Raw genomic sequence first — 15,023 nt, 5'->3', positions numbered from 1 at the left:
TCCGCGCGCGCGCCCCGAGGCCGCGTGGAACGGGCGGTGGCGGTCGGAGACACCACTAGCCCTGCGGGGCGCCCGTCGCCCGTCGCGACGGCCCCTCGCCCCTGGGGAACCGCCGGGCGATCGAGTCCAGCGCGTCCTGCATCTCCGCCCGCACGATCTCCCGCCAGTACACGCCGGTGCGGCCGATGTGCCGGTACTTCGCGTACCGCCGGCCCAGCAGCTTCTCGGGCGCGACGCGCCGCAGAGTTCTCAGCGACGCGACCAGGTGGCGCCGCAGCGCAGCCGCGGCCGCGGCGTGGTCGACATGCGCGCCTCCCACGGGCTCGGGGACGACCACATCGATCACGCCGAGCCGTCGGAGATCCTGCGCGGTGAGCTTGAGCGCCTCTGAGAGCGCAACGGCCTGGGCGGTATCCCGGTACAGGATCGCCGCGGCGCCCTCGGGCGAGATCACCGAGTAGATGGCGTGCTCGAGCATCAGCACCCGGTCGGCGGCGCCGAGGGCAAGCGCGCCCCCGCTCCCACCCTCGCCGATGATCACCGACACGATCGGGGTGGGCAGCACGGTCATCGTGGCCAGCGTGTGCGCCAGCGCCTGCGCGATCCCGTGCCGCTCCGCCTCATAGCTGGAATCGGCACCGGGGGTGTCGATCAACGTGATCACCGGAATCCGGAACTTCGCGGCGAGCTCCATCAAGCGGAGCGCCTTTCGGTAGCCGCTCGGGCCGGCGGCCCCCCGGTGGCGCGCTTCCAGGGCCTCGGGCGTCCCGCCGCGCTCGTGCCCGATGATCATCACCGGCTGCCCGTCGATCTCTGCGACCCCGCCCACGATCGCCGGGTCGTCGCCGCCCTGGCGGTCACCGTGCAACTCGACGAACCCCGTGGCCATGTGGCCGATGTAGTCGAGCGCCGTGGGGCGGGCGGTGTGCCGTGCGAGGCGGACTTCGTCCCACGCCGGCAGCGGCCCTTGCTCCACGCCGGGCGGCAGCCGGTCCGCGCGGCCGCGCGCCACCGGCAGACGGCTGAGATGGGCCACGAGGTAGGCGATCGTCTCCCGCAGCTGTGCACGGGGCACGATGAGGTCCAGCAACCCGTTGCGACACAGTGTCTCTGCCTGATGCGAGCCGGGCGGCGGCGCGACGCCGGTCGTCTGCTGGATCACGCGCGGTCCGACGAAACCGATCTGCGCCGCCGGCTCCGCGATGATCACGTCGCCGAGCGACGCGACGCTCGCGGTCACGCCTCCAAACGTCGGATCGGTCAGTACCGAAATGAACGCGAGCCCGGCGCGGTCGTGCCGCGCCGCGGCCGCCGACACCTTCGCCATCTGCATCAGCGACAACATGCCTTCCTGCATGCGGGCGCCGCCGCTCGCGGCCACGCAGACGACCGGGACGCGGCGGTGGGCCGCGTGCTCGAACGCGTTGGCCACCTTCTCGCCGACGACCGACCCCATCGTCCCACCCAGGAACTCGAAATCGAACACCGCGAGCACCACAGGGTGGCCGCCGATCCGGCAGAGGCCGGTCGTCACCGCCTCGCGCAGCCCGGTCTGCCGCTGCGCCTCCTGCAGGCGCTCGCGGTACGGTTTGCGGTCGATGAAGCTGAGCGGATCGACCGAGATCAGCTGCCGGTCGAGCTCCCGAAACGTCCGCGGATCGGCGAGCAGGGCGATCCGCGCGGCGGACGGCATCGCCAACGAACGACCGCATCCCGCGCACACGTACAGCGCCGCCGCGAGGGCGTCCACGGGATGGGCCAGGCCGCACGACGAGCACGTGACCGGCTGCGCTGCGGGCCGACGCCGGCGGAACATCAGACCACGCCCTCCTGTCGGAGCGCCGCGATCTCGCCGGCGTCGATCCCCAACTCGCGCAGGACCGCGTCGGTGTGCTCCCCGAGCAGCGGCGGCGGGGTCCGGACGGCACCGGGGGTGTCGGACAACTTCACGGGGACCCCGTTCACCCGGATGCGCCCCGCCCGCGGGTGGTCGAGTTCGACCACCATCTCGCGCTCACGCACCTGAGCGTCCGCCATGACCTCGTGCATCCGGGAGATGGGCCCGGCCGGCACGCCCGCCGCCAGGAACCGGGCGACCCACTCCGCGGTCGAGCGCGTTCGGAACACCGGGTCCAGCAGAGCAAGCAGCTCCCGCCGGTGCGCGACGCGCTCCGCGTTGGTGGCAAACCGAGGATCGGCCGCAATCGGGACGTCGAGCGCTTGGCAGAACCGCTGCCACAACCCCTCGCTCCCCACGGTGACGTTGATGAAACCGTCCCGCGTCGGAAACGGCTGATACGGCACCAGGTTCGTGTGGGCCGATCCCACGCGCTGCGGGTCGTGCCCGGTGGCGAAGTAGTTCGCGGCCATGTAGGTCATCCACGCGACCTGGCCGTCCAGCATCGCGGCGTCCACCCACTGGCCGGCGCCCGTGCGCTCGCGGACCCGGAGCGCGGCGAGGATCGCGTACGCGGCGAACATCCCGGCGCAGATATCGGCCACCGCCACGCCGACCCGCATCGGGGCTCCGTCGGGTTCGCCCGTGATGCCCATCAGCCCGCCCATCCCCTGCACGATGAGGTCGTACGCGGCGCGCTCGCGATACGGCCCGCTCTGCCCAAACCCCGAAATCGAGCAGTACACGAGGCGCGGGACCGCCGCGTGCACCGCGTCGTACCCGAAGCCGAGGCGGTCCATCGCCCCGGGGCGGAAGTTTTCCACGAGGACGTCCGCGCGCCGGAGCAAGCGCCACAGCAGCTCGCGCCCGCGCGGCGCCTTGAGGTTGAGAGTGACGCTGGCCTTGTTGCGGTTGATGCTGAGGAAGTACGCGCTCTCGCCGTTCACGAACGGCGGTCCCCACCCGCGTGTGTCGTCGCCGGTCCCCGGCGTCTCGACTTTGAGCACGCGCGCGCCGAGGTCGGCGAGCATCATCGTGCAGTACGGCCCGGCGAGCGCGCGGGTCAGGTCCACCACCGTCAGGTCGTCGAGAGGGTACACCGTGCCTCCTCGCTAGCGCTGCACGAACGCGAAGCAGCGGCAGAACGCCGCCTCGCCGCCTTTGAACCGGAACGGAAACGCGCCGAACCACAGCCGCATGTTCAGTACCTCGTCGATCATGCCGCCCACGTTCTCGACGTGGAACACGCCCTTCGGGAACAGGTACGTGTGCGTGGCCTGGTACGCCTTGGGCCAGGGAAACGCCCGGTCGATCGGCATCCCGATCTTCTTTTCCACCTCGGGCACGAGATCCGGACGCGCCCGGCGGACGTTGGTGTTGAACGGATGGTCCGTGGAGATCGCGTCGATCGCGAGCCAGCGGATCCCCCGCGCGAGGACCCAGTCGCAAAACTCCAGCTGCGGGCCGGGGTGCCGGAGAAACGCCCGCGGCAAGTTGGGCTTCTCCCGGTTGCGGACCTTGTACCAGTCCTCGTTGTAGTAGTGATGGTACCCGGTGTGGATCACCAGGATGTCGCCCCGCTGGATCTTCGTTTTATACGTCTTCTCCCACCGCTCGAAGTGCTCCGGGCCGTAGATGTCATAGTCCCCGATGCCGAACTGCGCCAGATCGACGATGCACGCCGGCCCGAGCAGCTCCTCGAGCGGAATACCCGCGACGTCGGGGCCGGGATCGTTGAAGTGCAGCGGAGAATCGAGGTGCGTCGCGATGTGGTTCGTACTGCTGATCAGCTGCGCGTTGACGCCTTCGAACGCCATCTTCTTGACCCATTTCACGGTGGGACCCTCGTAGTACGCGAACGGCGGCGAGTCGACGCTGAAGTTCTGTGACAGGTCCAGCACGCGGACCCGGCTCATGTCCGCCGGTTTCAAGGCCATGCGACACCCCCTCTGTTCCCCGATGTGGCGCGCCCGACCCGCGGGCGCGCCCGGCCACGCGGCTATCGCTCGATCGTCTCCGCCATCGCCTGCAGCGCGCGCTCGAAACAGACGCGGGGCGGGCGCACGAGCCCGGCCCCGATCTGCCCGATCCCGACCTCCCGGTGGGCGATTCCGGTGTTGACCCGCGGAAGAATGCCGGTGCGGACGACCTTACGGATGTCGATCCCCGTCGGCGTGCCGCGGAAGTCGAGCGCGGGGATCCCGAACGCGGGGTTTTCCGCCAGCGTGATTTCGTACATCTCGAGCGTGGACTGCAGCGCGTCGCGCGCGGTCCCGCTGACGAAGCTGACGATCGCGGGCGCGGCCGCCATCGCAAACGCGCCGATGCCCGCCGTCTCGGTGATCGTGGAATCGCCGACATCGGGGTTCGCGTCGTCCGCCGAGAACCCGGGGAAGTACAGTCCGCGGGGCACCTCCGCGGGCCCCGTAAACCACCGCTCGCCGAGCCCGCTCACGCGGATCCCGAACTCCGTGCCGTTGCGGGCCATCGCCGTGACGAGGGTGCTCCCGGGGACGCCGTGGGCCGCGTCCATCGTCGCCTTGCACGCGGCCATGATCGGGTTGAGGGCCGCGAGATCGGTCTCGGCGAGATACCGGAACACCTCGTGCTGGGCATCGGCGGGGGCGCCGCTGCGCACGATGTGCGGCGCGAGTTGGCGGCCCAGGAGCGCCGATGCGGCTTTGTTCCGATTGTGACCCTCGTCTCCCATCTGCAGCGCCTGTGCGATGAGCGTTCGCAGATCCAGCCCGCCCGAGAACTCGAGCGCGCGATCGAGCACCGGGGCGAGCGTCTCCTCCAGCCACCGGAGACGCGCCAGCACATCGGTGCCGTACGCCCCGTAGCGGAGCACCGTGCCGTACCCCTCGTTGAGCGTGGAGTACGCTCGGGTGCGCCCCGCGGCGTTCTCTACAACGTAGACGGGCATCGACGAGGAGACGATCCCGGCCATCGGACCGACCGCCGCGTGGTGGTGACAGGGCTCGAACCGGACCCGCCCGGACTCGACAAGCCGCACCGCCTCGGCCTCGCTCGCCGCGCGACGCTCGTACAGCAGCGCGCCGATGACGGCGCCCCTGACCGGCCCGGACATGCGGTCCCACGCGATCGGCGGGCCGGCGTGCAGGAGCAGGTCGTCCGCCATGCCGGGGACCACGTCCTGCGCCCGTCTGATCCCCACGAGCACGGGGGTCGCACCGAGCACGCGCCGGATCGCCTCCGCGTTTGCCTGATCCACGCGGCCGGCACTCGGGCCCGGCCCGCTCATTCGAGGCGCTCCAGCAGCGCGATCATGTCGCGATCACCGCCGGCCGGAGGGCGCCAGTCGAGCTCCAGCACCGCCACTCCCTGGGCGCGGAGGCTCTTCGCGAAGATCTCCAATCCGACGTTGACCACGCGCGGCGGTCCCGCCAGGAGCGCGTCCTCGGGATGCGGATCGCGCCCGTCGGTGCCGTGCGGTTCGGCCACCGCGGGACCGCTTTCGCCGTCGGCGTCGTCCCGAACGGCGGCGTCCGAGCGCAGCGGGGGCAGCGGGAGTGCCGGGTCGCGACCGGCGATCATCCCCGCGAGCGCGACGGCGCGGACGTTGCTGTCCTCAACGAGCACGCCGGCCGCCGCGAGGCGCCTGACTTGCTCCACCCGAGATTGGGGATCCTCGTCGGTGCCGCACACGGACGCCACGACCGCGAGGTGGCGACCGGCGCCGGCCGCGCCGGCGCGCGCAGCCGCGATCGCGGGCGCAAGCGCGCCAGCGGGATCGGCGTGCACCCCTTCTCCCAGCACCACGTCGAGAAGAATCACGGCCGTCTCCGGATCGGCCGCCTCCTGGGCGATCCGCTGAGCGCGGAGCGTCGGATCGAGCATCGGGTGCAGGCGGCCGACCGTGAAAAGATCGTCTCCCAAGTCCAGCACGGTGTGCGCGCGGCTGGGTCCAACGCCGTCGATGTGCCGCGCGGCGCCCACGGGGGCGTTCGTGAACAGCGGCCGCAGTGCTCCCTGCAGCACCGCGACGCATTCGGCGCACAGGGTTCCTCCACTGTAGAGCCCTCGGAGATACTGTTGCGACGGAGCCAACCGGTCGATCTCGGCCGCGGCCCGGCGTTCGACGGCTGGCCGCCATGCCGCCCCCTCGTCGTTCGGATCGCGAGGCGCGCCGCCGGCGAGGCGCGCGGCGAGCATCGCCGCGTCCTCGAGCGTGGCCGCCCAATAGAGCCCTCCGGCCGAAGATTGCGGCGACGCGCCCACGAAGGCCACCACGACCGGTTTCCCGATGCCGGCGGCGTCTTCCAGCACCCGGTCGGCGACCTCGGGGTCCGGCGGTTTGGAGACGAGCACGATGACCGCCGTCGCGGGATCACGCCCCAGCACCACAAGCGCCCGGCGCGTCGTGGCCGCCCCAACGGCGGCGGCGAGATCACGGCCGCCGGTGCCGAGCGCATGCGACACACCGCCGCCGCGGCGGTGGGTGATGGTGGCGACCTCTTGCAGACCGGTCCCGGAGGCGCTCACGATGCCCACCGGCCCTCGCCGGACGCGGTTGGCGAACCCGAGCGCGGCGCCGCCGATCAGCGCCGTCCCGCAATCCGGCCCCATCACGAGACGCCCCCCGCGCGCCGCGTCCCGTTTCAGCCGGATCTCCTCGTCGAGCGGGACGTTGTCGCTAAAGAGCATGACGTGAAGGCCGGCCCGCAGCGCCTCGCGGGCCGCGGCGGCGGCGAACCGCCCCGGCACCGACACGAGCGCCACGTTGGCGCCGGACAGCATACGGGCGGCGGCGGCCACGGTCCGCGGGCGATACGCCGCATCGGGGGGCGTGGCGGCGGGGCGCCGCGAGAGGATCCCGTCCAGCGCGTCGAGCGCACCGCGGGCGTGAGCCTCAGTGTCCGCGCGCACCGCCACGATCAGGTCGTCGGCCTTCGCGGAGGCGTCTTCGATGACGAGGCCGGCTTGCCGCAACAGCGCGACGTTGGCCTCGGTGCCCATCACGACCCCCGCTTCTTCCACGCCGGGCAACGCCCGCAGGGCCTGCTGGGCCTGCATCAGCGTCACGGAGTCGTAGTAGGCGCTGCGCTTGACCGCGCTCCGTACAACCATCAGGTGCGAACCCGCCCGTACGTCCCGGGCCACGCGTGCCTCGGGCGGTGCTCGAGTTGCTGTGTCATCGATGACGTGTCTTCGGCGTCGGCGCACGGATTCCATGCGCAGGCCCCTCGGCGCACCCGTGTCGCGCCGCCCGTTCCCGAGGCCGCTCGAGGCCCCGCGGGATGCTCCCGCGGGGCCTCGTCTCGGGTCGTCTGGCGGAACCGGCGGACCTACTTGTGCAGCTTCGTGATCTTCGAACCTTGGAGCGAGAGGTTGTACATCAAACCCTTCTGGCCGACGACGAACCCCACGATCGGCTGATTGAGCTTCATCGTGTTGATGTCGGCGGCGGCTCCCACGTTCACCAGCACGACCGACCCGTCCACGCCCACCTGCCAGCCCTCTTTGGTCTGGAAGTTTCTGAGGGCCGCGCTGTCCAAGAACACCAGGATGATATCCTTCGTCTGCGCGCCGAGCTGGAACCCCACGGACGCGGATGCGATGCTGTAGTACGCGGTGGTCCTGCCGCCGATCCGCAGGGCACCTTCGCCGTACTGCCCGCCGACCCCGATGCCTGCCTGGATCACGTTCGCGAAGACGAGGACGCCCTTGGCGTTGCGGAGAAACTGGTGGGCTCCCTTCACCTGCTTTTCGAAGCGCGCGAGCGCCGCATCCACGCTCGCGTCGATCTCCGCCGCCGTCTTGGCCTCGGACGGGCTAGGGAGCGCCAGGCTCCCGAGCAATACGGCGCAGACCGCCGCGGCCACATACCTGCCGACCTTCCGTGCGTGCGTCACGATGCCCCTCCCCTCGAAGTCGTTCTGGCTATCAGGTACCCGCGTCCACGGACACCCTAACCACCCTCAGGCGCCGGCACCCGGCCCGGCCAGCCAGCGCCCCCATCCCGCTTCGCCCTCGGGGCAGCCATCCCTGGCAACGAGGCGGCCGCGGACGAAGGTCATGACGGGCGCGCCGACCACCTCGGTCCCGGCGTACGGCGTCCACCCCGCTTTGCTGATCACTTGACCGTCCGCGAGCGTCCGCCGCCGCGCCGGATCCACCAACGTCACGTCGGCGTCGGCGCCGGGCTCGAGCGTGCCCTTGCGGGGGTAGAGACCGTACAGCCGAGCCGGTTGCGCGCAGAGAACGTCCACCAGCCGCTCCAGTGTGATCTTGCCCTCGGAGACGGCGTGCAACAGCATCGTTAGGGTCGTCTCCACACCGGGCAGTCCGAAGTGACATGTCCAGATGTCGCCCTCGAGCTTCTGCGCGCGGGTCGACGGCGCGTGATCGGTGCTGAGGTGGGTAATCGCGCCGGATGCGAGCCGCCGCCACATCTGGTCGGCGTCGGCGCCGTCACGCAGGCGGGCCGGAGGCGTGAACTTCCGGAACGGGCCGTGCTCGCGTACCTCGTCTTCGAACAGGTAGAAATACTGCGGGCAGCTCTCTACCCACAGGCGCGCTCCCACGGCGCGCTCGCGCGCGATCAGATCGACGACCGGGGCGTGGCTGGTGTGCGCGACGACCACGCGGGCGCCCGTCAGCCGGGCAAGAAGCGCAACCTCGCACGCGGCGACGGCCTCGGCCTCCCGACACCGCCACTCGGGCACGACGCCGTGGTCGGTGCGCCCGGCGCGTCGCAGCGCCGCCTCGCGCTCGCGCGTGATCGCGTCGTCCTCGCAGTGCACCAGGAACGTTCCTCCCCACCGCGCGCCGTCCTGAAAACAGCGCAGCAGATCGCCCGCGAGCAGGGCCGGGACGCCGTGGGTCTCGCACGTGAACACCTTCAGGTACGCGGCGCCCGCCGCCCAGAGGTCCGGGAGCGCCGGCAAGCGGTCCGGCCACACGTGCGCGCCGAGCGCAAAGTCCACCAGGGAGCGCTGCCGGAGGTGATCGACCTTGCGCCGGAGCTCGCCGGCGTCGCGCACCGGCGCCCCGTGGGTGTGCTCGATGACCGTCGTGACCCCGCCGGCAGCGGCGGCTGCGCTGCCCGTCACGAAGTCCTCCCGCGTCACGTCGCCCGGGTCCATGAAGTGCACGTGGCTATCGACGACCCCCGGCAGCGCGAGCAACCCGCCCGCGTCGACGACGCGTGCGCCCGGCGCGTCGAGCGCTCCGAGCGCGACGATCTTCCCGTCCTTAATGTGCAGGTCCGCGGCAAACCGGCCCCGGGGCGTCACGAGCACCGTCCCGCGGATCGTCAGGTCAAGCACGCACGCCCCCCACGCGGACGACGACCCGGCCGGTCGTCCGGTCGTCGCGGACCATGGCGAGCGCCTCGTTCGCCTGCTCGAGCGGCACCTCGCCCGAGATCACAGGGCGCACCAGGCCGCGCGCGACGAGGTCCAACGCCCGGCGCAACTCGAGGCGCGTCACGTAGCGCGAGCCGATCAGGGTGAGCTGGCCCAACACCACGCGCTGCGTCGGCAGCGGCGGATACTCCTCGGGGTGTCCGGTGTACCCGATGAGCACGATCCGTCCCCCGGCCCGAGCCAGCTCGGCCGCGGCCAGCACGGTATCGCGGTGCCCGACGGTATCGAGCACCAGGTCCGCACCGCGCCCTCCGGTCGCGCGCCGCACCGCGGCCACGGCGTCGCCGCCGGTGAGGAACGCCGCGTCTGCGCCGGCCGCGCGCGCCGCCTCGAGCCGGTGAGGTTGGACGTCGACCGCGAACACCGCGGCGCCGGCCGCGCGGGCCACCTGCACGATGTGAAGCCCCACGCCGCCCGCGCCCACGACCGCGACCGCTTCCCCGGCCCGCACGCCGCCGCGCGAGACCACCGCATGGTACGCGGTCCCGAGCGCGCAGGACAGCGGGCCGCCGTGCTCCGGCCGCACGACGTCGGGCAGCGGCAGCACGCAGTCGTCGGGTACTGCGAGATACTCCTGAAAGCCGCCCGGGCCCGTGAACCCCACCCACCCGCGCAGCCGCTCACAGAGCGTCTCCGCGCCGGCCTGACAATGCGCGCATCGCCCGCACGCCCAGTAGTTGAACACGACGACGCGATCGCCGACGCAGGCCCGCGCACCCGGCCCCAAGGCGGCGATCTCCCCGGAGATCTCGTGGCCCGGCACGTGGGGCAGCGGCAGCGTCGCCGAGAACGGCATCGCGCCGGAGGCGATCTTCAGGTCGGTCCGGCAGACGCCGCAGCCCAGCACGCGGACGAGCACCTCCCCGGGTCCCGGCGTGGGCGACGGAATGTCGCGCAACGCGAGCGGGGCACCATACCGCTCGATGACCATCGCGCGCATCAGCCCACCGCCGCCTGCCGCCGCCGCGCCGCGCCGCTATTTCCCTCCGCACGCGTTGCACGGCGGATAGGTCCGAGAGTACACCGGGTGCGCGAGAAACTGCGCCGGGGCGTACGTCCAGAACTGCGAGACGTGAGGGTACGTGTAGAGCACGGTGTTGGCGAGGGCGCCGTTCACCTGCGCCACCCGGCGGATGTACACGTTCTCGATCGGGTTCCCATAGGAATCGAGCGAGACCGGTCCGCGGGGCGCGTCGGCGATCGTGAGGCCGCGCAGTGCCTTCGCGAACGCAAGCGGATCGGAGATATCCCCGTGGACGGCCTGCAGGCCGCGGTCGAGAAACATCGCGCCGACGTACGTGCCGTCGCCGTAGTACGAGGGGACGTGCCCGTACGCCTTCTGATACGCGGCGACGAACGCCTGGTTCGCCGGCGTCTCGAGCGCGGCGCTGTATTGCAACGCGGTGACGACGCCGATCGCGGACGGTCCCGTCGCGGCGAGCGTGCTCTCGTCCGTCGCGTTGCCCTGGCACACGAGCGGCATCTTGAGGCCGAACGAACGGTACTGCTGGAAGAAATTGATCGCCGTCGACCCGGAGAAGCTGCAGAACACGACGTCGACGTCCCGCGGGATCTGCGACAGGTACGGCGAAAAATCGGTCGTGGTCTGCGGGGTCCACGTCTGCTTCGTGACCTTCCCGCCGTCGCCCTGGAACGTCTGCACGAACCCGCCGACACTCTGCCAGCCAAACTCGAAATCGTACGCGATCGTGGCCGCCTTGCGATCGTGCAGCGTCTTGTACGCGTAGTCGCCGAGCGGCTGCGTGGTCTCGCTGCTCGTCCACCCGGTGCGGACGATGTAGGGGCTGATCTTGCGCTGGGTCAGATCGTCCGCCGACACGATCGGGTAGATCGCCGGGATCTTGTGCTCGGTGATGTACGGCGCCAGCGCCGAGCCGACGGCCGCGTTGAGCGGCCCGAACAGCAGGTCCACGCGGTCTTGCTCGACAAGCCGCCGCGTCTGAGTGAGCCCGATCGACGGGTTCCCCGCCTCGTCGCCGGTGAAGACCTGCACCTCGCGGCCGCCGAGCTTGTTGCCGTGCTGTCCGAGATAGAGCTGGAAGCCCTCGCGCATGAACCGGCCGGGCGCGGCGAGATAGCCGGTCTCCGGGATGAGCAGGCCGACCCTGAGCGTCCCCATGTTTCCCGGCGCCGACCAGGCCGTGCCAGACGCGGCGAGCAGCACCAACAACGCGAGCGAGACGAGCCATCTCACGGGCATCACCTCACATGGGTGCATCGTGGGGCGTACCGTCGGGACCGGGACCAGATCGGGGCGCCTCCCCCTTCCGCACCGCGCGGAGGCGCGACGAGCCGCGGCGCGTCCAGCGGGCCGGGTTCGCCGCTCCTCCGATCCGTTCCTCCCCCGCCGCCAGTCAGACGCCGAGGTGCCGCCGTCGGGTCGACTCGTCCCGGGCGAGTTCCGACGCGGGCCCGTGGTGCACGACGCGCCCTCGGCTGAGAATGTAGCAGGAGTCCGACACCGCGAGCGCGAGCGGCAGATTTTGCTCGACCAGCAGGACCGCCAGCCCCATCGCCTTGAGCTGCACGATCGCGTCCCGCAGCCCGCGGACGATCAGCGGCGCCAGCCCCTCCGACGGCTCGTCCATCAAGAGCAACGCGGGGTTGGTCATAAGCGCGCGCCCGATCGCCAGCATCTGCTGTTCGCCGCCGGACAACTGCCCGCCGAGGTGATGTCGCCTCGCCTGCAATCGGGGGAACAGTTCGTACACGGCGTCGAGCGTCCACCGGCCTCCGGGGCGGGCGACGACGCGGAGCTGTTCTTCCACCGTGAGCGACGGGAAGATGCGCCGTCCCTGCGGCACGAGTCCGATGCCGCGCCGCGCGATCTCGTGACTCGGCAGCCCGCGGATCTCCTCGCTGCGGAACATCACCGTGCCGCGACGCGGCGGCGTAAACCCGATCACGGAGCGGATCAAGGTCGTCTTGCCCATGCCGTTTCGCCCGAGCATCCCCGTCACCTCGCCGGCCCGCGCGCTCAGCGAGACGCCGTGCAGCACGTGGTTGTCGCCGTAGTACGTGTGCACGTCGGCGACGTCGAGCAGCGGCGCCATCGTCACAACACGCCTCCGAAGTAGATCTCCTGGACCATCTCGTGGGCGCGAATCGCCGCCGGCGCGCCGTCGGCGACGACGCGGCCGTGGTGCAGGACGGTGATGTGTTCCACGATGTCGAACACGACGTCCATGTCGTGCTCGATGAGCACGATCGTCACGTCGCGCGGGTACTCGCGCAGCATCGTGGTGATCAGCGACGCGTCGCCCGGCGCGAGCCCGGCGGTGGGCTCGTCGAGCAGCAGCAGCGTCGGGCGTTGGGCGAGTGCGAGCAGGATCTCGACCTGCCGCTGCTCGCCGTGGCCGAGCATGCGCACCGGCCACTCGGCCCGCCCGTCGAGGCCGACGTGCGCGAGCAGCCGGAGCGCGTGGTCCCGGAGCGCTGCGTACCGGCCGACCGGTCGCAGGCACTGGTACCGCTCAGGGCGCAGCGCGATGAGCGACAAGATGACGTTGTCGATGACGCGGAGCCGCGGGCACAGCATCGTCGTCTGAAACGTGCGGGCGACGCCCAACTGGGCCCGCCGGTGCGGCGGTAGGCGCGTGATGTCCCGCCCCTGCAACAGGACGGTCCCGGCGTTTGGCATGACCTCGCCCGCGATCGCATTGAAGAGCGTGGACTTTCCGGCGCCGTTCGGGCCGATGATCCCCCGCCGCTCCCCGGGGCGCACCGTGAGCGACACGTCGTCGAGCGCCTGCAGGCTCCCGAAGCGCACCGACACGCCCCGGACGTCCAGGCACGCGTCCGTCGTCACGGCTCGCGCTCCGCATCGCCGGGCGACACCGCGGGTCGGATCGCGGACGCGGCGCCGGGACGTCCCAGGTCACGACCGCTCGCAGCCCGCCACAGCCGGCGGCCGATACCGACCAACCCGTCGCGCGCGTATAGCAAGATGGCCACGTACACCGCGCCGAGGATCAGCTCCCAACGCTGCGTGAGGTTGCTGAGAGCGTTGCTGACGAACACGACGACCGCGGCGCCGGCGAGGGGCCCGACGAGCGTGCCGGCGCCGCCCAGGATCACCATGATCAGGATCTGCACGGTCGTGTCGAGGCTGAGATTGACGGGACCGACGAACTCGTTGTAGTACGCGAACAGCACGCCGGCGACGCCGGCGAACGCGGCGGCGAGCACAAACGCCGCGTACCGGAACATCCGCACGTTGTACCCGAGCGCGGCCATCCGGCGCGGCCGTTCCCGCAGGCCCTGGAGCACTAATCCGAACGGCGAGCGCACGATCGCGACGAGCAGGCCGAAGCAGACGAGGAGGACGACGAGGCAGAATCGGTAGAACGGCGCGGTGCCCGTGAGATCCACGCCGGCCACCACCGGGCGGACGAACCCGGTGATCCCGTTGTCGCCCCCGCTCACGGACACCCACTGATACGCAAGCCCCCAGACGATCTCGTTGAGCGCGAGCGTGATGATGATGAAGCTCACGCCTTCCCCCCGGAGCGCCAAGAGTCCGAAGACGGCCGCGAGGCCCGCGGCGCCCAGCACCGCCAGCCCCAGCGCGGGCCAGAACGCCGCGAGGTGGTACTGCGTCTGCGCGATCCCGACGATGTAGGCGGCCGTGCCGAAAAACGCGGCCTGGCTGAAGCTGACCAGCCCCGTGAACCCGACCAACAGGTCGAGGCTCATCGCGGCGATGCCGAAGATCCACGTCTGGGTCAGCAGCGAGACATAGTACTGCGGCAGCCCGAGCGATGGCACGAGCGCCGCGAGCGCGCCCGCCGCCACCACCGTCGCCGCCACCGCCGCGCGCGGCACGGCTAGCGCCTTCTCCCCAGCAGCCCCTGAGGGCGCAGCGACATGATCGCGGCCACGGGCACGAAGATCGTGAAGTAGGAGAGTTCCGGGAACAGCGCCTTGCCGAAGGTGCTCACGAGTCCGATGATCAGACTGCCGACGTATGCGCCCTCCAAGCTGCCGATACCGCCGATGATGATCACGGCGAACGCGAGCGGGAGCAGGTCGCCGTCCAGGCCGGGATACGCGCCGGTGATCGGTCCGCCCAGCAGGCCCCCGGCGCCCGCCAGGAACGCCCCGATGGCGAACACGACGTAGAACGCGCGGTCCACGTCGATCCCGAGGCCCCGGGCCATCTCCTCGTCGTCCACGCCGGCCCGGATGATCGCGCCCAGCATCGTGCGGCGCTCCATCGTCCGGAGCGCCGCGGCGATCAACAGGCTGATCCCGATCAGCGCCAGCCAGTACGACGGAAACACGAGCGCACCCAGCTGCAGCGATGCCGCGAGCGCGCCGGGCGCGGGCACGGACTCCGGGTTCCCGCCCCACAGCGCCAGCGCACCGTCGTCCAGCATCAAGGCGAACCCGAGCGTGAGCAACAGCGCGACCAGCTCGTCCGCGTGGTACCGGTGCAGAAACACCCGATAGATGAACAGGCCGATCACGGTGACCGTGGCGCCGGCCAGCGGGACCGCGAGCCAGAACGGGACGTGGGCCCGAAGGAGCGTGAGCCCGGTGTACACCCCGACCAGAAAGAACGACGTCTGCGCGATGTTGACGACGCGCATCAGGCCGAAGATCAGCGTGAACCCGGACGCGATGAGGAACAGCAGGCTCCCGTACGCCAACCCGCCCAGCAGGTTCTGCGCGTAGAATGTCATCGCTCGGCACCGGGAGGGGTCGCCCGGTCG

General features: G+C 71.1%; 13 protein-coding genes. All 13 read right to left on the bottom strand.

Annotated features, from left to right (window positions below; translation table 11 throughout):
- Window positions 1–55 precede the first annotated feature (55 nt).
- The 13 genes from accA to VKZ50_11735 all read right to left on the bottom strand — a co-directional run bounded on the left by accA (window position 56) and on the right by VKZ50_11735 (window position 14,993).
- On the bottom strand, window positions 56–1,816 hold the full coding sequence (gene accA / locus VKZ50_11795) for an acetyl-CoA carboxylase carboxyl transferase subunit alpha (protein ID HLJ60403.1): 1,761 nt from the start codon (window positions 1,814–1,816) through the stop codon (window positions 56–58).
- A complete protein-coding gene (locus VKZ50_11790) occupies window positions 1,816–2,997 on the bottom strand; it encodes a CaiB/BaiF CoA-transferase family protein (GenBank protein HLJ60402.1) in 1,182 nt (393 codons plus the stop codon). The genes accA and VKZ50_11790 overlap by 1 nt, the downstream gene beginning before the upstream one ends.
- A 12-nt stretch (window positions 2,998–3,009) precedes the next feature.
- Complete coding sequence (locus VKZ50_11785) at window positions 3,010–3,834, bottom strand: cyclase family protein (GenBank protein HLJ60401.1); 825 nt, start codon at window positions 3,832–3,834, stop codon at window positions 3,010–3,012.
- 62 nt (window positions 3,835–3,896) lie between these two features.
- Window positions 3,897–4,847 carry a DUF1116 domain-containing protein gene (locus tag VKZ50_11780; protein ID HLJ60400.1) on the bottom strand — a complete coding sequence of 317 codons (951 nt, stop codon included), beginning with the start codon at window positions 4,845–4,847 and terminating at the stop codon, window positions 3,897–3,899.
- Window positions 4,848–5,158: 311 nt separating this feature from the next.
- Window positions 5,159–7,021 carry an acyl-CoA synthetase FdrA gene (fdrA, locus tag VKZ50_11775; protein ID HLJ60399.1) on the bottom strand — a complete coding sequence of 621 codons (1,863 nt, stop codon included), beginning with the start codon at window positions 7,019–7,021 and terminating at the stop codon, window positions 5,159–5,161.
- Between the two features lie 185 nt (window positions 7,022–7,206).
- Window positions 7,207–7,773: a YSC84-related protein gene (locus VKZ50_11770; GenBank protein HLJ60398.1), complete on the bottom strand. Its 567-nt coding sequence runs from the start codon at window positions 7,771–7,773 to the stop codon at window positions 7,207–7,209.
- Between the two features lie 66 nt (window positions 7,774–7,839).
- Complete coding sequence (locus VKZ50_11765; GenBank protein ID HLJ60397.1) at window positions 7,840–9,189, bottom strand: dihydroorotase family protein; 1,350 nt, start codon at window positions 9,187–9,189, stop codon at window positions 7,840–7,842.
- Complete coding sequence (locus VKZ50_11760; protein HLJ60396.1) at window positions 9,182–10,228, bottom strand: zinc-binding dehydrogenase; 1,047 nt, start codon at window positions 10,226–10,228, stop codon at window positions 9,182–9,184. Before VKZ50_11760 ends, VKZ50_11765 begins: the two co-directional genes overlap by 8 nt.
- A 36-nt stretch (window positions 10,229–10,264) precedes the next feature.
- On the bottom strand, window positions 10,265–11,503 hold the full coding sequence (locus VKZ50_11755; protein ID HLJ60395.1) for an ABC transporter substrate-binding protein: 1,239 nt from the start codon (window positions 11,501–11,503) through the stop codon (window positions 10,265–10,267).
- 160 nt (window positions 11,504–11,663) lie between these two features.
- The gene (locus tag VKZ50_11750) at window positions 11,664–12,362 is read right to left on the bottom strand and encodes an ABC transporter ATP-binding protein (protein HLJ60394.1); all 699 of its coding nucleotides are present in this window, start codon (window positions 12,360–12,362) and stop codon (window positions 11,664–11,666) included.
- 2 nt (window positions 12,363–12,364) lie between these two features.
- A complete protein-coding gene (locus tag VKZ50_11745; GenBank protein ID HLJ60393.1) occupies window positions 12,365–13,117 on the bottom strand; it encodes an ABC transporter ATP-binding protein in 753 nt (250 codons plus the stop codon).
- Window positions 13,114–14,133: a branched-chain amino acid ABC transporter permease gene (locus VKZ50_11740; GenBank protein ID HLJ60392.1), complete on the bottom strand. Its 1,020-nt coding sequence runs from the start codon at window positions 14,131–14,133 to the stop codon at window positions 13,114–13,116. The genes VKZ50_11745 and VKZ50_11740 overlap by 4 nt, the downstream gene beginning before the upstream one ends.
- Window positions 14,134–14,135: 2 nt before the next feature.
- A complete protein-coding gene (locus VKZ50_11735) occupies window positions 14,136–14,993 on the bottom strand; it encodes a branched-chain amino acid ABC transporter permease (protein ID HLJ60391.1) in 858 nt (285 codons plus the stop codon).
- Window positions 14,994–15,023: the final 30 nt, after the last annotated feature.

The organism is bacterium (assembly GCA_035295165.1).
In the GTDB taxonomy this organism is placed as follows: domain Bacteria; phylum Sysuimicrobiota; class Sysuimicrobiia; order Sysuimicrobiales; family Segetimicrobiaceae; genus JAJPIA01.
This window is presented reverse-complemented; position numbering and strand designations above follow the sequence as displayed.

Bases quoted from the DNA above. Each gene is read 5' to 3' on its own strand.
- accA (HLJ60403.1), bottom strand. From the start codon at position 1,816: ATGTTCCGCCGGCGTCGGCCCGCAGCGCAGCCGGTCACGTGCTCGTCG.
- VKZ50_11785 (HLJ60401.1), bottom strand. From the start codon at position 3,834: ATGGCCTTGAAACCGGCGGACATGAGCCGGGTCCGCGTGCTGGACCTG.
- VKZ50_11780 (HLJ60400.1), bottom strand. From the start codon at position 4,847: ATGGCCGGGATCGTCTCCTCGTCGATGCCCGTCTACGTTGTAGAGAAC.
- VKZ50_11760 (HLJ60396.1), bottom strand. From the start codon at position 10,228: ATGCGCGCGATGGTCATCGAGCGGTATGGTGCCCCGCTCGCGTTGCGC.
- VKZ50_11750 (HLJ60394.1), bottom strand. From the start codon at position 12,362: ATGGCGCCGCTGCTCGACGTCGCCGACGTGCACACGTACTACGGCGAC.
- VKZ50_11735 (HLJ60391.1), bottom strand. From the start codon at position 14,993: ATGACATTCTACGCGCAGAACCTGCTGGGCGGGTTGGCGTACGGGAGC.